This window comes from Aeromonas sp. 600948 (assembly GCF_049174875.1).
In the GTDB taxonomy this organism is placed as follows: Bacteria; Pseudomonadota; Gammaproteobacteria; order Enterobacterales; family Aeromonadaceae; genus Aeromonas; species Aeromonas veronii_A.
Window position 1 is genome coordinate 72,166 of sequence record NZ_JAAKTY010000015.1, and the last position, 19,991, is coordinate 92,156.

A 19,991-nucleotide genomic window follows, 5' to 3' on the forward strand; every position below is an offset into this window, starting at 1 on the left:
TCCTCCTGCGCTAAGCTGTAATGGCTAAGATTCTGCTGTCATTGGACTTTTCCAAGGAGGAGAAGATGGTCAAATATCAGAATATTCTGGTGGTTATCAATCCAGAAGAGGAGCGCCAAATCGCCCTCGAACGGGCAGTCAAAGTCGCCGAGCTGGACGAAAACGCCCATCTGACCCTGCTGCTCACCATCTATGACTTCTCGTATGAAATGACCGCCATGCTCTCGGTGGACGAGCGGCAAGAGATGCGCGACGGCGTCATTTCACAGCGACGTGAGTGGCTGGACGAGATCCTGACCCCCTATCGGGCACAGGGGATCGAGTGCGAAGTGAAAGTGGTCTGGCACAATCGTCCCTTCGAGTGTGTCATTCAGGAGGTGCTGGAGCAGCGCCACGATCTGGTGGTCAAAGCCACTCACCATCACAGCTTCCTGCAAACCTTCATCTTTACCCCCACCGACTGGCACCTGCTGCGCAAATGCCCCTGTCCGGTGCTGCTGGTCAAAGAGGGTCACTGGCAACGGGGCGGCAACATCATCGCCGCCATCAACTGCTCAAGTGACGATCCGGATCAGAAACTGCTCAACGAACGGATCACCCAGGAGGGAAGCGACATCGCCGAGCTGCTGGGCTCCAATCTCTATCTGGTCAACACCTACCCGGGCACCCCGGTCAACGTGGCCATCGAGCTGCCAGAGTTTGATCCCAACGCCTACAACGAAGCTATCCGCAAGCACCACGAAAGCCTGCTGCTAAGCCATGCCGACAAGTTCGGTATCGGTCATCTCTGGACCCGGGTTGCAGAGGGGCTACCGGAAGAGGTGTTGCCGGATATGGCCGAAGAGCTCAAGGCGACCCTGATGATCATGGGCTGCGTCGGCCGTACCGGGCTTTCTGCAGCTTTGCTCGGCAATACCGCCGAACATGTGATTGACCGCCTCTCCTGCGACATCCTGATCCTCAAACCGGCGGACTACAGCTGCCCGGTCGACAGTCGTCGCAATCAATCATAAGGTGCCTGGCACCTTGCCCTCCCCCGGGACATGGCTATAATAACGCGCTTATTTGTGTCCCGGGTTTTACGAGCATGCTAGAAGAGCTGAACGCCAAAGAAAAATACAGTTTTAACAAACTGCAGAAGCGCCTGCGGCGCAACGTGGGTCAGGCCATTGCCGACTTCAACATGATTGAAGAGGGCGACAAGGTCATGGTCTGCCTCTCAGGCGGCAAGGACAGCTTCGGTATGCTCGACATACTGATGAGCCTCAAAGCCAGCGCCCCCATCCATTTCGATCTGGTTGCCGTCAACCTGGATCAGAAGCAGCCCGGTTTCCCCGAGCATGTGCTGCCCGAGTATCTGGATTCCCTCGGCATCGAGTACAAGATTGTTGAAGAGGATACCTACTCCATCGTCAAGGAGAAGGTACCGGAAGGCAAAACTACCTGCTCTCTTTGCTCACGGCTGCGCCGCGGTATTCTCTACCGCACCGCCCAAGAGCTGGGTTGCACCAAGATTGCCCTTGGCCACCACCGCGACGACATCCTCGAGACCCTGTTCCTCAACATGTTCTACGGTGGCAAGCTCAAGTCCATGCCGCCCAAGCTGGTGAGCGACGATGGCAAGAACGTGGTGATCCGCCCGCTGGCCTACTGCAAAGAGAAGGATCTGATCCGCTACGCCGACGTCAAAGCCTTCCCCATCATTCCGTGCAACCTGTGCGGCTCGCAGGAGAACCTGCAGCGTCAGGCCATCAAACAGATGATACAGGATTGGGATCGCCGCTTCCCCGGTCGTATCGAAACCATGTTCACCGCCATTCAGGACGTGATCCCGAGCCACCTGCTCGACCACAAGCTGTTTGACTTCAAGAGCATCAACCGCGACTCCGGCATCATCGATGGCGGCGACAAGGCCTTTGATCCGCCCGATATGCCAAAGGCGCCGCTGCTGGATATCGACGAGATGGACATGCTGGATGTGATTGAAGTGCGCTAAGCCGCGCTCACATGGCAAACGCCACACAATAAAAAAGGAGCGATAATCGCTCCTTTTTTGCTTTCTTGACCTGCCTGTTACCAACGTGACAACACCATCGGCATCAGTCCTTGTGCAGCCAGGGGGTCAGTCGCAGCACGTCACCCTGCAGGCGCAGTTGCCCGGCAGCGAACGCGGCCAGTTGCTCATTGCTTAGCAGCAGGTGGCCTTCCTGCCAGGGCAGCGCTTCCTGACGGGCGCCATCAATCAGATAAGCAGTGCCGCTCTGCTGCACCAGGGTAATGCGTACCCCTTCCATCTTCGGCAGGAAGTGCTTGCCGACCATGCCCGCCATCTTGTCGAGCAGCGACTGCATCTGCTGCTGACGGGCCGCCAGCTCCGCCAGCGGCAGTTCGGGGCCATTCGGTGCGTCGGCCATCACCTGTACCGTCATATCGCAAGTGGCGTGCTCTTCTTTCAAGCCGACGGTCACGATCCCCTTGTCGAGGTTGAGATCCTCATCAAAAGGCAGGCGCAGTTCGCTATCGACCGTTACCTCGCCCGCCACTTCCTTGCTGTCGGTTGCAACCCGGGCAAAGGTGAGGCCGCAGCGCTGACCATTTTGCGGATCGGTCAGATAAAACCCCAGTCTGGCGTGACCAAACTCCCCTTTGGCAAAGGTCTTCATCTGGCTGTAGAAGGTGCTGTATTGCAGATCCAGCACCGGCTCAGCCAGCGCCAGCCCTGGCAGCAAGAGCGTGGCCAGCAGACTCTGGCGCAAAACCTTGGTCACTCCATATCGACGGGTCATTCAACGTCCTTTTGCATCATGCATTGAAATGGTTGGGGCCTTCTGTCACCTCGTTAACCTCTACCCCCACCCCGCAGAGATCCCGATAGAGGATCCCCTTGCAGTTGAAATAGAGCGGTGCCACCCAGATAAGCCCCAACCCCATGGGGATCAGAGCCAGGAAGAAGAGCGCGGTCATCACGCCGTGGAACAACACAATGCTGGGCCAGCCGCGCGCAAAGAGCTTGAGAGAGACCAGAATGGCCTGGGGCGGCGTCAGGCCGCGCTCCAGCACCAGAGGTACGGTAAAGAGCAGCCCCATGCCGATCAGGGCCGAGGGAATGAATGAGAGTACGGCGGGCAATCCCAGCAGATCGAATAGCGGGCCAAACAGGCTGGTGAGCAGACTGCCAAGCAGGCTCAACATGCCGAGGCGTACAAAGTGGCGGAAGAAGTCGAACACCTGGTTGGCACGGGCGCGCACCCCGACCGACTGCTGCAACCCCAGCATATCGAGGGAGCTGGTCATGGGGGCCATCACCACCGTCATCAGCAGGCTCAGCACCATGGCCACATTCATCTGGCTGTCATCCCCCAGATAGGGCAACAGCAGCACATTGCTGAGCAGGATCCAGATCGCCGTCACCCCGACAATCGCCAGCAGCAGGCCAAATCCGGTACGGCGGGTCTGTTGCCATCCCTCCTGGATGACCCCTTTCAGATCAAGGCGGTAGCCATGGTTCAGAGACTGCTCAAGGGAGCCGCCAATACGCATTTTATTACTCAATTGACTATCCAATATCGAAAACGACCAAATCAGGTGGCACATTATAGCGATTTGGTCTGCTATTCGTAGCCGTTTTTCCTGCACACTTGCGGCTAATTCGGGCCAAAAAGCCTTTAATTTCATGTGTCGGCTGCATAGAATGCGGCCCTCTTTCAACACGATGGCCACTGGCTGGGGTGAGACTGGCGGATGATGAACAATCCACAGGTAATTGTCGCGCTGAACAAGATCAGCAAAAAATACGATGGCAAGGTGATCCTGAGTGACCTTGACCTTGAAATCTATGACGGTGAATTTCTTACCCTGCTGGGCCCCTCCGGCTGTGGCAAGACCACCCTGCTGCGCCTGCTGGCCGGGCTCGAATCGGTCGACGGCGGCACCATCCATCTGGCCGGTGACGAGATCACCCATATCCCCGCCGAACACAGGCACATCAACACCGTGTTCCAGAGCTATGCGCTCTTCCCTCATATGACGGTGTTTGAAAACGTCGCCTTTGGCCTCGAGATGCAGAAAGTACCGGCCAGCGAGATCCGCCAGCGGGTCGAGGAGACCCTCGCCATGGTGCAGCTCACCGAGCTGGCCAACCGACGCCCGGATCAGCTCTCCGGCGGCCAGCAGCAACGGGTCGCCATCGCCCGCGCCGTGGTCAACAAGCCCCGCTTGCTGCTGCTCGATGAATCCCTCTCGGCGCTCGACTACAAGCTGCGCAAGCAGATGCAGAGCGAGCTCAAGGCGCTGCAGCGTCGCCTTGGCATCACCTTTGTCTTCGTTACCCATGATCAGGAAGAGGCGCTCACCATGTCTGATCGCATCCTGGTGATGGAGGGCGGCAAGATCATCCAGCGCGGCACCCCGCGCGATATCTACGAATCGCCAGCCAACCTGTTCGTGGCCCGCTTTATCGGAGAGATCAATGTGATGGATGGCAAGCTGATCAATCAGCGCGATCCCGGTATCTGGCAGGCTGAGGTGGAGGGGCGCGAATGCCTGCTTCATACCACACTGCCGTTCCAACCAGACGACAAGGTGCTGGTGCTGCTGCGCCCGGAAGATCTGCGCATTCTCGATCAGGATGACGATCAGAGCGGCGCGCTGCGGGGCAATATCCGCGAGCGCAACTACAAGGGGGCGACGCTGGATTCGGTGATCGAACTCGAAAGCGGCAAACAGCTGCTTATCTCCGAGTTCTTCGACGAGGATGACCCCGACTTTGACTACCGTCTGGGTCAGGAGGTGGCGATCCACTGGGTCGACAGCTGGGAGGTGGTGCTGCCCTATGAGCCTCACTAATCTGCGGGTACCGCACAGCTTTGCCCACAATGGCTTTCGCAACGGGGCCATCGCGCTGATCCTCGGCTGGCTGACGCTGTTTGTCTTCCTGCCCAACCTGATGATCATCGGCGTCAGCTTCCTGACCCGTGACGAGTCCGAGCTTATCGCGCCGCTCTTTACCCTGAGCAACTATGGCCGCCTGCTGGACCCCCTCTATTTCGAGGTGCTGCTCCACTCCCTCTGGCTGGCGTTGCTCGCCACCGCCATCTGCTTGCTGGTGGGCTACCCCTTTGCCTGGCTGCTGGCTCATCTGCCAGCGCGTATCCGCCCGCTGCTGCTGTTTCTGGTGGTGGTGCCGTTCTGGACCAACTCCCTGATCCGCACCTATGCGCTGAAAGTGCTGCTCGGCACCCGGGGGCTGATCAATGGCTGGCTGCTGGATCTGGGGCTTATCGAGCGACCTCTGCAGATGATGTATACCGAGGTGGCAGTCATCATCGGGCTGGTCTATGTGCTGCTCCCCTTTATGGTGCTGCCGCTCTACTCCAGCATCGAGAAGCTGGATGGCCGTTTGCTGGAGGCGGCGCGTGATCTTGGCGCCAACGGCTGGCAGCGGCTGGTGCGGATCATTCTGCCCCTCACCCTGCCCGGCATCATCGCCGGTTGTCTACTGGTGTTCCTGCCCGCCATGGGGATGTTCTATGTCTCCGACTTGCTGGGGGGCGCCAAGCACCTGCTGATCGGCAACCTGATCAAGACCCAGTTCCTCAACAGCCGTGACTGGCCCTTTGGTGCGGCCATCAGCGTGATGCTGACGGTGCTGATGGCGCTGTTGGTCTACTGCTACTGGCGGGCAGGCAAGCTATTGAGCAAGAAGGGGGAGCTGGCATGATGCGCGCACTGAAAGCTCTGTTCCTGCTGCTGGTGTTTGGCTATCTCTATGTGCCCATCGGGGTGCTGATCGCCAACTCCTTCAACCTGTCGAAATATGGCATCGACTGGCGCGGCTTTACCCTGGGCTGGTATGAAAAGCTGTTTGCCAGCGCCAGTCTGATGCAGGCGGCCCAGCACTCCCTGACCATCGCCGCCCTCACCGCCACCGCGGCCACCCTGATCGGCACCCTCACCGCCGTGGCGCTGTTTCGCTACCGTTTTCGCGGTAAGCAGTACGTGAGCGGCATGCTGTTCGTGGTGATGATGTCCCCCGATATCGTGATGGCCATTTCGCTCCTGACCCTGTTTGTGGTGACCGGCATTGCGCTGGGCTTCTGGTCGCTACTGATCGCCCACATTACCTTCTGCCTGCCGTTTGTGGTGATCACCGTCTACTCGCGGCTGTGCGGTTTTGATGTGCGGATGCTGGAAGCCGCGCGGGATCTGGGGGCTGGCGAGTGGATCATCCTGCGCCGCATCATACTGCCGCTGGCGCTGCCGGCGGTGATGGCGGGCTGGCTGCTCTCCTTTACCCTGTCGCTGGACGACGTGGTGGTGAGCTCCTTTGTTACCGGCCCTGCCTACGAGATCCTGCCGCTCAAGATCTACTCCATGGTCAAGGTGGGCGTCTCCCCCGAGGTCAACGCCCTGGCCACCCTGATGCTGGTCGCCTCCCTCGGGATGGTGCTGCTGGCGCAACTGTTACTGCGTAAACGGCAGGGTTGATCCTGCCCGTTTCGTCCCCGCCACCTTTGGCGAACTCTGTCACGGTGGGCCGCAAGGCCCCATAACCCCAAGGAGTTGTTGATGACAATCCAACACAAGGCCGGCGCCATGCTGGCAGCCGCCCTCACCCTCACCACCCCGCTGCTGAGCCAGAGCGCTCACGCGACCGACGACAAGGTGGTCTACTTCTACAACTGGTCGGAATATGTGCCGGATGGCCTGCTGGAGCAGTTCCAGCAAGAGACCGGTATCAAGGTGATCTACTCCACCTACGAATCCAACGAGACCCTCTACGCCAAGCTGAAAACCCATGGTGACGGCTATGACGTGGTGGTGCCCAGCACCTACTTCATCTCGAAAATGGCCAAAGAGGGGATGTTGCAGCCGCTGGAGCGCGCCCAGCTGCCCAACTTCAAGCACCTTGACCCGACCCTGCTCAACCACGAGTACGACCCGGACAACCGCTACTCCATCCCCTATATCTGGGGCGCAACCGGCATCGGCACCAACACCGACATCATCGAGCAGCCGGTTACCAGCTGGAAGCAACTCTGGGCACCGGAGTGGAAAGAGAGCCTGCTGCTGATGGACGATGCCCGCGAGGTGTTCCATATCGCGCTGGTGCAGCTGGGCTACAGCCCCAACACCCAAGACAAGGCGCAAATTGCCGAAGCGTTCGAATACCTGAAAAAGCTGATGCCCAACGTCAAGGCGTTCAACTCCGACAACCCGGCCGACCCCTTTATCGCCGGTGAGGTCAATATCGGTATGCTGTGGAACGGCTCGGCCTACGGCGCCCAGCGCGAATACCCCTCCATCCAGATGACCTACCCCGAAGAGGGTGCGGTACTCTGGATGGATAACCTCGCCATCCCGGCCAAGGCCAAGCATGTCAAAGAGGCCCACGCCCTGATCAACTTCCTGATGCGCCCCGATGTGGCCGCCAAGGTGGCCGAGGCGATTGGCTACCCCACCCCGGTCAAGGATGCCATTCCCCTGCTCACCCCGGCGTTTCGCAACAACCCCATGGTCTTCCCGAGCGACGAGATCAAGCGCAAGGGCGAATTCCAGTCCGATGTGGGTGATGCCTCCCGCCTCTACGAGCAGTACTTCCTGCAGCTGAAAGCCATGGTGGCCAAGGCCGGTTAAGTCGGCGGTTAATCGGCCCTTATGGGCTTAATGGATTAAGGGGGCAATATTTGCCCCCTTCTCTTTTTAACCACCAGCGCAATTTTTAAGCACAACAGTCATAGACACTGAGAGGCACAGGCGCGCATCGATTAACAGCAAAATATATAGATAGTCATCTTTAAGCCAGACAGACCACAATTTTTGTAAGTGCTCCACTGCAGCCGACTTCAGAGCAAATTTGTAGGGAAATATGAGGGGGGCGATGTATTTCTCCATTTAGAAGGGAGGGACTCATAGCGACCCCACTGTGGAGATATAGGCAAAACGGATGTGTTTATGGGGAATAACTGTGCAATTTTATCGAAACAGCTAACGTCCGATTACGATTCGCTAATCTAACTAACAGTCTTTATACCCCCTTTTCATAGGACAAATTATTATTTAGTGGATCGCCATATGCACTCTCTAAAACAGTATTTTGTTTAGCGCTTGACATTTTGTCCTCCATAACGAATTTAAAATTAACTATCGATGGTAGCGGTTTATTATGAACTTTATAGTTACGTCTATATGTATTTACTTCTCTTTGATTCAGTCGCTTACAAACAACACCACCTTTTAATTTTTTAAGACCAACATCTGGTCGGCACGAAATATTTATACTCCCCAGTTTTAACTCACTCCAATTGCTGTATGCTGAAGATAAAAAATACCCTTGACGATTATGTTGATCTGAAGGGTTAGCTTTCAAATTAGCCTCCAACTCGGAACCTGCCTTCACTATAAAATAGCCAACAGAATCTAACACCCAATTACATCGGTCAGGCAATAAATAGTCTTTTGACACTTTTACACTGAATCTGTTTGATTGATATTTCTTAATGGGGTTATCTATTTGCCATCCCCTGAGTCTAGTATTTGCAGGTATAACACCGAACGCATAAAAAGTTTTGCTGCAAGTAGAGTCAGTTTTATTAGATGCAATGAAAGTACTATGAACAGCTAATTGATAGCCCTTATCAAAAGGAAACTCACCCTGAATAGTAAACAATTCTGTTGGGGTGGGATTAATCTCTGGCTCAATATAGGGCTCTTTAAGCCACCAGTACCACCCTCCGCCTATCACGGCCAAAGCTACAAAACCCGATATCAGTTTGGTTTTATTTTTGATATTGCTTGAGTTTCCCTTTTCATCATCCATTGATCACCTCTTTATTTTCCTTAACCTACTTCCTACCTTTCCTTAAGACTCTCAATTTCGCTGAGTTTCACTCCCCTTCTCTTAGTAAACAACATGGCTACTGCATATATATTTCCAACTACCTACATGCTGTTTTATAACCGGATTAAAGCATGATAAAACATTATAGCCACCATGAAAGCCGTGGAAAGTTTGTAGAAGAACATGGTATCAAACACAAACGATTGCAGTCATCAAAAAGTTATCTAAAAAGGCCGTTTTCTGTTTGATGATCTAAATGAAGATCAGTCTTGTTAGATAGGATTCATTGTAACGACCCAAAAATTAGAATATCTGATGACGATCATATCGTGCAAGAGCGGGAGAACAACCAAGGACGCTATTGTGCCCCAGTCCTTTCAGTACCAACCGCCCATCCTCAGGTATCAACTATCCCATCAAGTTCAACACCATCTGATTTGCACCCTTAGCCGAGGAATTTATGAAATGGTCAAACAAACCGATTAATTCTGCGCTTTTTCATCACCTCTAAGGGGTGTAGATTGGTTGAGGGGGCAAACGTTGCCCCCTCTCTTTTTTCATGACCCCTCGAGGTATCACGAAAACACATTTTTCGCCGATATCGCGGGTGGCCTGAGCCAATCAGGAGTATTCATGTCCGATCTGACCCTCTATTTCGCTCCCGGCACCTGTGCCATGGCCGTGCAGATTGCCCTGCTGGAAGCGAATGCCCCGTTCCAACCCCGTCTCGTCAACCTCGCCGCAGGGGAGCAGCGTGATCCTGCGTATCTTGCCATCAACCCCAAAGGGCGGGTGCCTGCCCTTGTCACCGAGCAGGGCACCCTGACCGAGACCCCGGCACTGCTGCTCTATGTGGCGCAGCGCTTCCCCGATGCCAAACTGGCGCCGCTGGACAACCCGTTCCTGCTGGCCCGCATGCAGGAGGTCAACAGCTTCCTCGCCTCCACAGTGCATGTCTCCCACGCCCACGGTCGCCGTGGCAGCCGCTGGGCCGATGACGAGCAGGCCATTGCCGCCATGCAGCAGAAAGTCGCCAGCAATATGCGTGACGGCTTTGCCCAGATTGAGCAGCACTATCTGGCAGGCCCCTGGGTGCTGGGCGAGCAGTTCAGCGTGGCGGATATCTATCTGTTCGTGGTCGCGGGCTGGCTGAAAAGCGATGAGGTCGAGATCAGTGAATTCCCCAAGGTTGCCGATCATTATCAGCGCATGCTGAGCCGTCCGGCGGTCGCCAAGGCACTGGCCAACTAACCATAAAATCAATAGCTCGATAAATAACAAGGGTGTCAGGGCTCTGCTGACACCCTTCCTGCCGCCTCCCCTGCACTTCTTCTCCCGCCTTTGAGATCGTTTTCACATTTCCGTGGTTTTGCCGTGGCCCTTCCTTAGTAAAAAGCCTATCTTTGCGCCATGACGCAACCGGTTGCGTAACCGGTTGCCTAACGGTTCACAGATTGACGGGCCAAGGCCTGATGAGGTGCTGTATGAAACGAGGCGTACTGCTCAATGCTCCCCTGAGTGCCCTGGTGGCACGGATGGGTCACACCGACGAGATCACCGTCTGCGATGCCGGCCTGCCCATTCCGACGGGACCGGAGCGGATCGATCTGGCGCTGATGGCGGGGACGCCGAGCCTTGAAACCGTGCTGACCGCCCTGCTCACCGACTTGGTGGTGGAGAAGGTGATCATGGCAAGCGAGATCAAGCAGATCAGCCCCGCCGCCCATCAGGCGCTTGTGGATCAGCTGGAGGCGCACGCCGCCGCCCAGGGCAAGCCCATCACCATCGAGTACTGCCTGCACGAAGCATTCAAGGCTCGCTCCCAGCAGAGCAAGGCCATCGTGCGCAGCGGCGAGGTGACCCCCTACGCCAATCTCATTCTCTGCGCCGGCGTGGCGTTTTAAATTCCCAAGGAAGCAGCTATGAGCAACGCCAATATGCTCCCCTCGCCCATTCTGGCTCTTTCCGGAATCGTCAAGACCTTCCCCGGGGTGCGCGCCCTCGATGAGGCGGGCCTCAAAGTCTATCCGGGTCAGGTGATGGCCCTGCTCGGTGAAAATGGCGCCGGCAAATCCACCCTGATGAAGGTGCTGACCGGCATCTATCAGGCCGATACGGGCAGCGTCAGCTATCGCGGTCAACCGGTTCACTTCAAGGGGCCGCGCGACTCTCAGGATCAGGGGATCAGCATCATCCATCAGGAGTTGAACCTGCTGCCGGAGTTGTCGATTGCCGCCAACATCTTCCTCGGGCGCGAACCGCGCACCCGTTTTGGCAGCATCGACCACAAACAGCTGCGCGAGCGGGCGAGCGGCCTGCTGGCGCGACTTGGCGTCAAGCATGGCCCGGATACTCGGCTCGGGGATCTCTCCATCGGCGAACAGCAGATGGTGGAGATTGCCAAGGCGCTGTCGTTCGATGCCAGCGTCATCATCATGGACGAACCCACCGATGCGTTGACCGATACCGAGACCGAGCAACTGTTCAAGGTTATCCGCGAGTTGCGTGAGCAGGGTTGCGGCATCGTCTATATCTCCCACCGCCTCAAAGAGATCTTCGAGATCTGCGATCGGGTCACCGTGCTGCGCGATGGCAAGTGGATCGGCGAGAAGGCGGTGAGCGATCTGGATGAAGACAGGATCATAGAGATGATGGTGGGTCGCCGTCTGGAAGAGCAGTATCCGCGCCTTGAACGCGAGCTTGGCCCTGTCAGTCTGCAGGTGAAGGATCTGACCGGTCCCGGCGTGCGCGGGGTGAGCTTCTCCCTGCGTCAGGGGGAAATTCTGGGCTTTAGCGGCCTGATGGGCTCCGGCCGTACCGAGCTGATGAAGCTTATCTATGGCGCCAGCCCCGTCAGCAGCGGTGAAATCACGGTCGATGGCCACGCGCTGGTGCCAACCAGTCCGGCCGATGGTCTTGCCGCCGGTATCGCCTATATCTCCGAAGATCGCAAAGGTGATGGACTGGTGCTGGAGCTCTCGGTACGGGAGAACATGAGTCTGTGCGCCCTCGACGAGTTCATCAGCAACGGCAAGATTGACGGCAAGGCCGAGCGGCAGGCGGTGAGCGACTATGTGCGCCTGTTCAACATCAAGACCCCGAGTCAGGATCAGCTGATCAAGCTACTTTCCGGCGGCAACCAGCAGAAGGTGGCCATCGCCAAGGGGCTACTGACCCGGCCCAAGGTACTGATCCTCGACGAGCCGACCCGCGGCGTCGACGTGGGGGCGAAAAAGGAAATTTATCAGCTGATCAACCAGTTCAAGAAGGAGGGGATGAGCATCATTCTGGTCTCCTCCGAGATGCCGGAAGTGCTCGGCATGAGTGATCGCATCATGGTGATGCACGAAGGGCGCATCAGCGCAGAGTTCAACACCCGCGATGCCAATCAGGAGAAGCTGATGGCGGCGGCAGTCGGTAAACAGTGGCAAGCAGAGCAAGAGGCATCCCAATGACAACCCAAACCCTTTCCCGCCGTGGCGTCATGAGCAAGGCGTGGTGGATCGAGAACAAATCCCTGGTCGCGCTGCTGGTCCTGATTGGTGTGGTCTCCTTTCTGAGCCCCAACTTCTTCACCGCCGACAACCTCCTCAACATCCTGCGCCAGACCTCGGTCAACGCCATCATGGCGGTCGGTATGACGCTGGTTATCCTTACCGCCGGTATCGATCTGTCGGTCGGCTCGGTACTGGCCCTGTGCGGCGCGCTGGCCGCCACCATGGTCGCCATGGAGCTGCCGATCTGGCTGGTGGTGCCCCTCACTCTGGGTGCCGGTGCCCTGCTGGGCGGCGTCAGCGGCCTCATCATTGCCAAGGGCAAGGTACAGGCATTTATCGCCACCCTGGTCACCATGACCGCTCTGCGCGGTATCACCATGGTCTATACCGAGGGTCGCCCCATCTCCACTGGTTTCAGTGACGGTGCCGATCACTTCGCCTGGCTCGGGACCGGTTACCTGTTCGGTCTGCCGGTGCCCATCTGGCTGATGGCCATCGTCTTCCTGCTCGCCTGGTTCATGCTCAACCACACCCGTCTCGGTCGCTATATCTACGCGCTGGGCGGCAACGAATCGGCTACCCGCCTCTCCGGTATCAATGTGGATCGGGTGAAGCTGGCGGTGTATGGTCTGTGCGGCGCGCTCTCGGCACTGGCAGGGCTTATCGTTACCTCTCGTCTCTCCTCTGCCCAGCCGACGGCGGGCATGGGTTACGAGCTGGATGCCATCGCCGCTGTGGTGCTGGGTGGTACCAGCCTGATGGGCGGCAAGGGCCGCATCATGGGGACCCTGATCGGTGCCTTGATCATCGGCTTCCTGAACAACGCCCTCAACCTGCTCGATGTCAGCTCCTATTACCAGATGATCGCCAAGGCCAGCGTGATCTTGCTTGCCGTGATGATCGATAACAAAAGCAATCGTTGATAAGACAAGCCACACACAAGGAATGAAATGATGAAAAAGCTCAATACCCTGCTCGCTGCCGCCATCATGTCCGTGCTGGGCACAGCCCAGGCCGCCGATCAAACCCTGGCCATGGTGGTCTCCACCCTCAATAACCCCTTCTTCGTCACCATGAAAGAGGGTGCCGAAGCCAAAGCCAAAGAGCTTGGCTACGAGCTGGTGGTACTGGACTCCCAGAATGACCCGGCTAAAGAGCTCTCCAACATGGAAGATCTCACCGTACGCAAGGTCGGCGCCATCCTGATCAACCCCACCGACTCCGAAGCGGTCGGCAACGCCATCCGTCTGGCCAACCGCGCCAACATCCCGGTACTGACTCTGGACCGCGGCGCCGCACAGGGTGAGGTCAAGGCCCACATTGCCTCCGACAACGTGGCGGGCGGCAAGCTGGCCGGTGACTTTATCACCGAGAAACTGGGTACCGGTGCCAAGGTGATCCAACTGGAAGGGATTGCCGGTACCTCCGCCGCCCGCGACCGTGGTGAAGGCTTTGCCCTGGCCGTGGCGGCCAACAAGCTGCAGGTACTGGCTTCCCAGCCCGCCGACTTTGACCGCACCAAGGGTCTGAACGTCATGGAAAACCTGCTGGCGGCCCACCCGACCGTTCAAGCTGTGTTCGCCCAGAACGACGAGATGGCGCTGGGTGCCATCCGCGCGGTGCAGGCTGCCGGTAAAGAGGTGATGATCGTCGGCTTCGATGGCACTGACGATGGCAAAGCCGCCGTAGCCAAGGGTAAACTGGCCGCCACTGTGGCTCAGCAGCCCGCGCTGATCGGTGCCATTGGCGTCGAGACTGCCGACAAGGTGCTGAAAGGTCAGCCGGTGGAGAAATCCATTCCGGTACCGCTGCAAGTGGTCAGCAAGTAAGTGCTCGAGGGGAGGTTCGCCTCCCCTTTTCCCTCTCGTTCAGGTGCCTCCCGGCTTGGGCTCACTCCATCACAGTGTTCAAGCCAAGATGCATCAGGAGTAGTCAACATGAATCGTCTCGTCGTTCTGGGCAGTGTCAATGCAGACCATGTGCTGCGCGTTCCCCACTTTCCTCGCCCGGGTGAAACCCTGACCGGCCACAGCTATCAGGTAGTCCCGGGTGGCAAGGGGGCCAATCAGGCAGTCGCAGCTGCCCGCCTCGGCGCCCCCGTCTCCTTTATCGCCCGCATCGGTGATGACGCCATCGGCCACCAGATGAAAGCCGGCTTTGCCAAAGACGGCATCGACGTCAGCGCCGTCGAACTCGATCCCAAGCTCCCGACCGGTATCGCCATCATCTATGTGAGCGATGAGGGGGAGAACAGCATCGGTATCTCTGCCGAAGCCAACGGGGCCATCACTCCGGCTGTGGTGAAAAACCACGAAGCCATGATTGCCGACGCCCACACCCTGCTGTTGCAACTGGAAGTACCGCTCGAGAGCGTCCATGAGGCTGCACGGCTGGCTCGCGCCCACGGCACCCGGGTGGTGCTCAACCCCGCCCCCGCCCGCCCGCTCTCAAGCGAACTGCTGGCGCTGGTGGATCTTATCACCCCCAACCAGACCGAAGCCGAGCTGTTGACCGGCGTCAAAGTCACCGACGAAACGAGTGCCCGCGAGGCGGCCGCCCGCTTCCACCAGATGGGCATTGCGGATGTGATGATCACCCTGGGCGCACAAGGGGTCTATTGCAGCAACGCCCAGCAGCAACAGCTGATCCCGGGCTTTCGGGTCAAGGCGGTGGATACCACTGCCGCGGGCGATACTTTCAACGGTGCCCTGCTGGCGGCGGAACTGGCGGGTGCCGATTTCCACAGCGCGGTGCGCTTTGCCCACGGGGCGGCGGCGCTCTCCGTCACCCGGTTCGGTGCCCAGAGTTCCATCCCGAGCAAGCAGGAGGTCGACACCTTCCTGCTTGAGCAGACTGCGCAGGGGCACTGATGGCCAATATCAAGGAGGTGGCGGCGCTGGCGGGGGTGTCGACCACCACCGTCTCCCACGTCATCAACGAGACCCGCTTCGTCGCCAAGGAGACCCGCGAGCGGGTCTTCAGCGCCATGCGCGATCTCAACTATGCCCCGAGTCTGGTGGCCCGCAGCCTCAAGGTTAAGGAGACCAACAGTATCGGCATGCTGGTCACCACCTCCAGCAACCCCTTCTTTGCCGAGGTGGTGCGCGGAGTGGAGCGTTACTGCTTCGAGCAGGGTTACAACCTGATGCTGGGCAACACCGAGGGGCAAGCCGAGACGGCCCTCTCCTACCTCAAGATGATGCTGCGCAAGCGGGTCGATGGCCTGCTCATCATGTGTAGCGAAGGACAGCAAGAGGTGTTCAACCAGCTCGACTGGCTCAAGAGCCTGCCGGTGGTGGTGATGGATTGGGGGCTGGTCAGCGAAGATGTGGATCTTATCGCCGACAACTCCTTCCATGGCGGTTATCTCGCAACCCGCCACCTGATTGAGCTCGGCCACACCGCCATCGGTTGCATCACAGGGCCCCACAGCCGCGCCCCCGCCAACCAGCGCCAAGCTGGCTTTGAGCAGGCGTTGCAGGAGGCCGGGCTCACTGTCAATCCCAACTGGATTCAGGAGGGGGACTTTGACTGCGCCAGCGGCCATCAGGCGATGACCCGTCTGCTGGCATTGCCCGAGCGGCCCACCGCCCTCTTTGTCTGCAACGACATGATGGCAATGGGGGCCATCAGTGCCGCTCATCAGGCGGGTCTGGTGATCCCGCGGGATATCTCCATCGTCGGCTATGACAATGTGGCGCTGGCTGAATTTATGTCGCCGCCGCTCACCACCGTCAACCAGCCCAAAGAGGAGCTGGGACGCCTCGCCGTCACCCGCCTGCTGGCCCGCATCAACGGTGAGACGGTTGCAGACCACCTGATCACGGTTGACCCGGATTTAGTGATCAGGCAATCCTGCGCCCCTCGCACCTGACGCTCAGGGGCAATAAATGAAACAAGGCGACCCCGAGGTCGCCTTGTTTCATTTTGTCTCTTGCCGGTGCAATACCGCTTTTTGCCCTCAGGCCAGCGACCGGGTCTCCCTGGCCGCCAGCACTTGCAGTGGCACCAGCCCCAATCGTCTGGCCAGAGGCTGCAACAGCTCGCCATCTTCATCACCCTGCGGCAGCCAGTAGCGAACGGGCCAGCCTGCTGCCAGCTGCGCCGCGGTGGTACTACCAATCTCTCTTAGCGCCAGAGTGCAACCCTGTTGCCGCAATCCCGCCAGCAAGGCACCATCCTGCTGCAGCATCGGCACCAGCAACACCAGCGGCGTACGGGAAGCCTCCGGCAGATAGGCCAGTAAATGGGTCAGCTGGGCCTGGTTGTCGAGCGGGACCAGCAGTGCCCGACCATCGGCATACTGCGCCTCGTGCGCTTGCAGCACACGGGCCAACACGGGCCCCAGCACGCCGCACTCCTGCAGCCAGCGCATGTGGCAGGGCACTCCCTGCTCACCCCATTCAAGCGCCAATTGCCATATCTCGTTGCCCTGTCCGTCCGTCAGCGCCTGCAATGCCACTCGCAGCGGTGCAGGCTCGCGCCCCGCCAGCCACTCTCGCAGCTGATGAAGCTGCTGCTGACTCAACTGCAACTGCTGCAGCATGGCAGGCTCAAACCAGCTGATCGCCCCCTCCTGGCTACGCTTGGCCTGGTTAAGGGCCAGGATCGCCTGATCCAGCAGCCGGGCGGCATCCTGTTGCTGCGCCTTGGCGACCCCGAGCCGACAGGCCAGATCGAAGCTGCACTCCCGGGTCACGAACTCGAAATGGAGCTGATCCACCAGCTCATGAATGGCGGTTTCCAGCGCATCATCCGCTTTGGTCAACACCACGGCAAATTCATCTCCGCCGAGCCGGTAAGCGTGGCTGCCATGGGCCTGCTGCAGCTTGTTGGCCACCATCTGCAACAGCCGATCACCGACCTGATAACCCAGCAGATCATTGACCTGCTTGAAGCGCTTGAGATCGAGCACCACCAAAGCGCTCACATCATCAGCATGCAGAGCGCGAGAGAGCTGCTCCTGCAGGGCACGGCGGTTGCCAAGCTGGGTCAGGGGATCGAGCAGGGCAAGCCGACGGTTCGCCAGATTGGCGCGAATGAGGGCTGCGACCAGAGCGCCACCGGTCAGCAACAGGATCAGTTGCCAGATCTGCAGCCAGAACAGGCTGTTGCGGATCTGGCTGACCGAATGCTCCCGCTCCTGGCCGGAGAGGATCTGATCCCCTATCTGTTCGATGAGACGGGTCTGGCTGGCGATCGCCTCCTGCAAGCGGGCAAGCTCAACCCCCTCGCGCAGCGCACCGGCCTCCATCTGGGGTTCGAGCTGCTTGATCTGCTCGAACAGGGTAGCCAGCACCTTGCCGAGCCCGTGCCGCTGGCGCATCTCGGCGGTTTCACTGCTGATGAGGAAGATGTCGAGCCGGTTCCACAGCAGATCGTAATCGAGGCTCAGGGTCTCCATCGACAGTCTGCCAGCCCGATAGAGCTGCAGATCGTAGAGGAAACGCTGGGATTCGAGCATCACCTGGCTGATGTTCCAGTGGACATTGCGGTAGAAGGTATCGACCAGCTGCTCCTGCCGATACTGCAGATAGAGGCTGCTGCCGGACGAGAGCAGAAACAGCAGCGACACCGCAACCAACAGCAGATTTTGGCGGGATAGCCCCATCAATCGACGATCTCGATGCGGGTCACCTGCCACACCATGCAGTTGTGAATGGCAGGGACGTCCAGCTTGGGATAGGTGGTGAACGGGATGAGCAGCCAGAGCGGCCCCTTGTTGCGCCGGGTCAGCGGTTTGCCGTCCTCCTGACGCACCAATGTCAGCGGCACGCCGTCGAACAGGGCCAGATCCACCACCTGCTGATAGCCGTTGAGGGCCGAAATGGCGATCTTGCGAGCATCCGGGATCCCTTGCGCCGCCAGCACGGCTGACAAGGTCGGCCCGCGATAGTGGTGGGTGCCCTGAGTCCAGGGGGTAGTCGTGGTGAATTCGGTCTGTGGCAAGGCAGAGATGGCCGCATCATCGAGGGTCACCTGCTGGCCATCTGGCAGTACCAGAGTCATCAGGGGGATGGAGGCCGATGCGCTGGCACTGGCCAGCATCAGGAGAAAAAAAGCGATCCATTGCTTGACTGCGGTCATGGTAATTTGCGCCAACTGCGTCCCATTTTTTAAATGGTTGCCAGTGTGGCGATTTCACCGAACCATTGCAACTGTCCCGTCGCACAGTAGCTCAGGGACCGCGCATCTCCATCCAGTTGTGCCCCTCGACTTGCCTCGGTTGATGAATGCCGCACGCCTCCAGCAACTCATCGACATAGGCGGGCACCAGCAAGGAGGCCGGCCCATAGCGTTTTTCGTCAAACTGGCTACCTACCTCGCTCGGCTCGAGATTGAGCTCGATGGTGTGCGCCCCGTTGAGGCCCGCCTCATGGACAAACCCGGCCGCCGGATAGACAGCGCCAGAGGTGCCGATGGAGATAAAGAGATCGCACTGGGCCAGCGCACTGTAGATGCGATCCAGCCCGAGCGGCATTTCGCCAAACCAGACCACATGGGGGCGCATCGGCTGAGGGAACTGGCAGCAGGAGCAGAGCTCGTCCTGATGGAGATCCCCGCGCCACTCGATCACCTGACCGGACTCTGGGCAGCGGGCCTTGAGCAGCTCCCCGTGCATATGGATAAGGTTCTTGCTACCCGCGCTCTCGTGCAGATTGTCGATGTTCTGGGTGACCAGGGTGACCGTGCCGGGCAAAAGCCGCTCGAGACGGGCCAGCGCATAGTGGGCCGGATTGGGATGAACCTGGGGCTGTTGCAGCTGTTTGCGGCGGGAGTTGTAAAAGCGCAGCACCAGATCGGGATCACGGGCATAACCCTCGGGGGTCGCCACGTCCTCGACCTTGTGCTCTTCCCACAAACCGTCGCAGGCACGAAAAGTCTTGATGCCGGATTCGGCAGAGATCCCCGCTCCGGTCAGGATCACGATATGTTTGTATGACTGCGCCATAAGCTGCTCCGTCTATCCCCGCATAATAGTGTGACCTTAGCACAGGGAAAAAAGCGCCACTATTCGCCCTTGGTCTTAAAAGCTTGGCGTGGCTGTGCGGGCAACCACTCATCCAGCACGGTCAGATCGAGCCTGACAAAAACCATCTCCCGCCCGGTTACCAGGGTCAGCGGCAGACCAAGGCGCTTGAGCAAAGTGAGCATGGGACGATTCTGGGCCAGCACCTCCGCGGTCCACTCACAGATCCCCTCAGCTCGGGCCAGCAGTGCCAGCGCCAGCAGAATGCGCCGTCCCGCCCCCTTGTGCTGGAAATGATCTGCCACGATGCAGGAAAATTCGGCACGCTCCGGATGGAGTCGACGCCGGATGGACTGAGCCTGAGCCAGCGGCTCACCGGCAAGATCGGTCAGCAACAGCGAGATCTGGTGTTCGCGATGGTAATTGAGAAACTGGGCCACCTGCTCCGGCGGTGGCCTCCGTTTGGGGCGCATAAAACGCAAGTAGATGCTCTCCTCACTGAGCGCATCATAGGCGGCCAGCATACGGTCAGGATCCACCCCCTGCAGCTCTCGTAGCAGACAAGGTTGGTCGGCGACCTGCATCGTCAGTGGCAGTACCGACCGCGAAGCCGGATGGGGCCAGCCTGCCAGCCCCTTGCAGAGACGCTCCCGATGGATGGGCCAGCAGAGATAACGGGGCACGG

20 protein-coding genes are annotated in these 19,991 nt (G+C 58.6%); 13 read left to right on the forward strand and 7 right to left on the reverse strand.

What is annotated here, in order from left to right; translation table 11 throughout:
- Window positions 1–65 precede the first annotated feature (65 nt).
- Both uspE and ttcA read left to right on the forward strand, forming a co-directional pair.
- Window positions 66–1,013 carry a universal stress protein UspE gene (gene uspE, locus G5182_RS13730; RefSeq protein WP_005345417.1) on the forward strand — a complete coding sequence of 316 codons (948 nt, stop codon included), beginning with the start codon at window positions 66–68 and terminating at the stop codon, window positions 1,011–1,013.
- 74 nt (window positions 1,014–1,087) lie between these two features.
- Window positions 1,088–1,996, forward strand: a complete 909-nt coding sequence (gene ttcA / locus G5182_RS13735) for a tRNA 2-thiocytidine(32) synthetase TtcA (RefSeq protein WP_227342887.1) — start codon at window positions 1,088–1,090, stop codon at window positions 1,994–1,996.
- Between the two features lie 103 nt (window positions 1,997–2,099).
- Here ttcA and G5182_RS13740 read toward each other — a convergent pair whose 3' ends face one another.
- Window positions 2,100–2,786: a DUF2987 domain-containing protein gene (locus G5182_RS13740; protein ID WP_227342886.1), complete on the reverse strand. Its 687-nt coding sequence runs from the start codon at window positions 2,784–2,786 to the stop codon at window positions 2,100–2,102.
- 16 nt (window positions 2,787–2,802) lie between these two features.
- Complete coding sequence (locus tag G5182_RS13745) at window positions 2,803–3,540, reverse strand: hypothetical protein (protein ID WP_227343048.1); 738 nt, start codon at window positions 3,538–3,540, stop codon at window positions 2,803–2,805.
- A 201-nt stretch (window positions 3,541–3,741) separates the two neighbouring features.
- Here G5182_RS13745 and potA point away from each other — a divergent pair, with 201 nt between their 5' ends.
- From potA to G5182_RS13765, 4 genes are all read left to right on the forward strand, one after another.
- Entirely contained in the window at window positions 3,742–4,845 is a 1,104-nt protein-coding gene (gene potA / locus G5182_RS13750) for a spermidine/putrescine ABC transporter ATP-binding protein PotA (protein WP_227342884.1), read from the forward strand.
- Complete coding sequence (gene potB / locus G5182_RS13755) at window positions 4,832–5,719, forward strand: spermidine/putrescine ABC transporter permease PotB (protein ID WP_042083135.1); 888 nt, start codon at window positions 4,832–4,834, stop codon at window positions 5,717–5,719. Before potA ends, potB begins: the two co-directional genes overlap by 14 nt.
- On the forward strand, window positions 5,716–6,486 hold the full coding sequence (potC, locus tag G5182_RS13760; RefSeq protein WP_005336644.1) for a spermidine/putrescine ABC transporter permease PotC: 771 nt from the start codon (window positions 5,716–5,718) through the stop codon (window positions 6,484–6,486). Before potB ends, potC begins: the two co-directional genes overlap by 4 nt.
- Window positions 6,487–6,567: 81 nt before the next feature.
- The gene (locus G5182_RS13765) at window positions 6,568–7,635 is read left to right on the forward strand and encodes an extracellular solute-binding protein (protein WP_227342882.1); all 1,068 of its coding nucleotides are present in this window, start codon (window positions 6,568–6,570) and stop codon (window positions 7,633–7,635) included.
- A 391-nt stretch (window positions 7,636–8,026) separates the two neighbouring features.
- Here G5182_RS13765 and G5182_RS13770 read toward each other — a convergent pair whose 3' ends face one another.
- Complete coding sequence (locus tag G5182_RS13770) at window positions 8,027–8,818, reverse strand: hypothetical protein (protein ID WP_421251652.1); 792 nt, start codon at window positions 8,816–8,818, stop codon at window positions 8,027–8,029.
- 654 nt (window positions 8,819–9,472) lie between these two features.
- On the opposite strand from G5182_RS13770, the gene G5182_RS13775 reads away from it, so the two are divergent.
- The 7 genes from G5182_RS13775 to G5182_RS13805 all read left to right on the forward strand — a co-directional run bounded on the left by G5182_RS13775 (window position 9,473) and on the right by G5182_RS13805 (window position 16,210).
- On the forward strand, window positions 9,473–10,090 hold the full coding sequence (locus G5182_RS13775; protein WP_201937827.1) for a glutathione S-transferase family protein: 618 nt from the start codon (window positions 9,473–9,475) through the stop codon (window positions 10,088–10,090).
- 233 nt (window positions 10,091–10,323) lie between these two features.
- A complete protein-coding gene (rbsD, locus tag G5182_RS13780) occupies window positions 10,324–10,743 on the forward strand; it encodes a D-ribose pyranase (RefSeq protein ID WP_227342878.1) in 420 nt (139 codons plus the stop codon).
- Between the two features lie 18 nt (window positions 10,744–10,761).
- Window positions 10,762–12,294, forward strand: a complete 1,533-nt coding sequence (rbsA, locus tag G5182_RS13785; RefSeq protein WP_227342876.1) for a ribose ABC transporter ATP-binding protein RbsA — start codon at window positions 10,762–10,764, stop codon at window positions 12,292–12,294.
- Window positions 12,291–13,259: a ribose ABC transporter permease gene (gene rbsC, locus G5182_RS13790; protein ID WP_005336670.1), complete on the forward strand. Its 969-nt coding sequence runs from the start codon at window positions 12,291–12,293 to the stop codon at window positions 13,257–13,259. Before rbsA ends, rbsC begins: the two co-directional genes overlap by 4 nt.
- A 30-nt stretch (window positions 13,260–13,289) precedes the next feature.
- Complete coding sequence (gene rbsB, locus G5182_RS13795; protein ID WP_042061682.1) at window positions 13,290–14,165, forward strand: ribose ABC transporter substrate-binding protein RbsB; 876 nt, start codon at window positions 13,290–13,292, stop codon at window positions 14,163–14,165.
- A gap of 108 nt (window positions 14,166–14,273) precedes the next feature.
- Window positions 14,274–15,206 carry a ribokinase gene (gene rbsK / locus G5182_RS13800; RefSeq protein ID WP_227342874.1) on the forward strand — a complete coding sequence of 311 codons (933 nt, stop codon included), beginning with the start codon at window positions 14,274–14,276 and terminating at the stop codon, window positions 15,204–15,206.
- Window positions 15,206–16,210, forward strand: coding sequence for a substrate-binding domain-containing protein (locus G5182_RS13805; RefSeq protein ID WP_227342872.1), 1,005 nt, complete (start codon window positions 15,206–15,208; stop codon window positions 16,208–16,210). The genes rbsK and G5182_RS13805 overlap by 1 nt, the downstream gene beginning before the upstream one ends.
- A gap of 87 nt (window positions 16,211–16,297) precedes the next feature.
- On the opposite strand, the gene G5182_RS13810 is transcribed toward G5182_RS13805, so the two are convergent.
- The 4 genes from G5182_RS13810 to G5182_RS13825 form a co-directional block, all read right to left on the reverse strand.
- A complete protein-coding gene (locus G5182_RS13810; protein WP_227342870.1) occupies window positions 16,298–17,947 on the reverse strand; it encodes a GGDEF domain-containing protein in 1,650 nt (549 codons plus the stop codon).
- Window positions 17,947–18,423, reverse strand: a complete 477-nt coding sequence (locus tag G5182_RS13815; RefSeq protein WP_227342868.1) for a hypothetical protein — start codon at window positions 18,421–18,423, stop codon at window positions 17,947–17,949. The genes G5182_RS13810 and G5182_RS13815 overlap by 1 nt, the downstream gene beginning before the upstream one ends.
- A 91-nt stretch (window positions 18,424–18,514) precedes the next feature.
- Window positions 18,515–19,288, reverse strand: coding sequence for a Sir2 family NAD+-dependent deacetylase (cobB, locus tag G5182_RS13820; RefSeq protein WP_216978766.1), 774 nt, complete (start codon window positions 19,286–19,288; stop codon window positions 18,515–18,517).
- 59 nt (window positions 19,289–19,347) lie between these two features.
- Window positions 19,348–19,989, reverse strand: coding sequence for a GNAT family N-acetyltransferase (locus G5182_RS13825; protein ID WP_227342867.1), 642 nt, complete (start codon window positions 19,987–19,989; stop codon window positions 19,348–19,350).
- Window positions 19,990–19,991: the final 2 nt, after the last annotated feature.

Bases quoted from the DNA above. Each gene is read 5' to 3' on its own strand.
- potA (WP_227342884.1), top strand. From the start codon at position 3,742: ATGATGAACAATCCACAGGTAATTGTCGCGCTGAACAAGATCAGCAAA.
- rbsA (WP_227342876.1), top strand. From the start codon at position 10,762: ATGAGCAACGCCAATATGCTCCCCTCGCCCATTCTGGCTCTTTCCGGA.
- potC (WP_005336644.1), top strand. From the start codon at position 5,716: ATGATGCGCGCACTGAAAGCTCTGTTCCTGCTGCTGGTGTTTGGCTAT.
- G5182_RS13810 (WP_227342870.1), bottom strand. From the start codon at position 17,947: ATGGGGCTATCCCGCCAAAATCTGCTGTTGGTTGCGGTGTCGCTGCTG.
- potB (WP_042083135.1), top strand. From the start codon at position 4,832: ATGAGCCTCACTAATCTGCGGGTACCGCACAGCTTTGCCCACAATGGC.
- G5182_RS13745 (WP_227343048.1), bottom strand. From the start codon at position 3,540: ATGCGTATTGGCGGCTCCCTTGAGCAGTCTCTGAACCATGGCTACCGC.
- rbsB (WP_042061682.1), top strand. From the start codon at position 13,290: ATGAAAAAGCTCAATACCCTGCTCGCTGCCGCCATCATGTCCGTGCTG.
- cobB (WP_216978766.1), bottom strand. From the start codon at position 19,288: ATGGCGCAGTCATACAAACATATCGTGATCCTGACCGGAGCGGGGATC.
- ttcA (WP_227342887.1), top strand. From the start codon at position 1,088: ATGCTAGAAGAGCTGAACGCCAAAGAAAAATACAGTTTTAACAAACTG.
- G5182_RS13770 (WP_421251652.1), bottom strand. From the start codon at position 8,818: ATGGATGATGAAAAGGGAAACTCAAGCAATATCAAAAATAAAACCAAA.
- G5182_RS13805 (WP_227342872.1), top strand. From the start codon at position 15,206: ATGGCCAATATCAAGGAGGTGGCGGCGCTGGCGGGGGTGTCGACCACC.
- rbsD (WP_227342878.1), top strand. From the start codon at position 10,324: ATGAAACGAGGCGTACTGCTCAATGCTCCCCTGAGTGCCCTGGTGGCA.
- G5182_RS13775 (WP_201937827.1), top strand. From the start codon at position 9,473: ATGTCCGATCTGACCCTCTATTTCGCTCCCGGCACCTGTGCCATGGCC.
- G5182_RS13765 (WP_227342882.1), top strand. From the start codon at position 6,568: ATGACAATCCAACACAAGGCCGGCGCCATGCTGGCAGCCGCCCTCACC.
- uspE (WP_005345417.1), top strand. From the start codon at position 66: ATGGTCAAATATCAGAATATTCTGGTGGTTATCAATCCAGAAGAGGAG.
- G5182_RS13815 (WP_227342868.1), bottom strand. From the start codon at position 18,423: ATGACCGCAGTCAAGCAATGGATCGCTTTTTTTCTCCTGATGCTGGCC.
- G5182_RS13740 (WP_227342886.1), bottom strand. From the start codon at position 2,786: ATGACCCGTCGATATGGAGTGACCAAGGTTTTGCGCCAGAGTCTGCTG.
- rbsC (WP_005336670.1), top strand. From the start codon at position 12,291: ATGACAACCCAAACCCTTTCCCGCCGTGGCGTCATGAGCAAGGCGTGG.
- rbsK (WP_227342874.1), top strand. From the start codon at position 14,274: ATGAATCGTCTCGTCGTTCTGGGCAGTGTCAATGCAGACCATGTGCTG.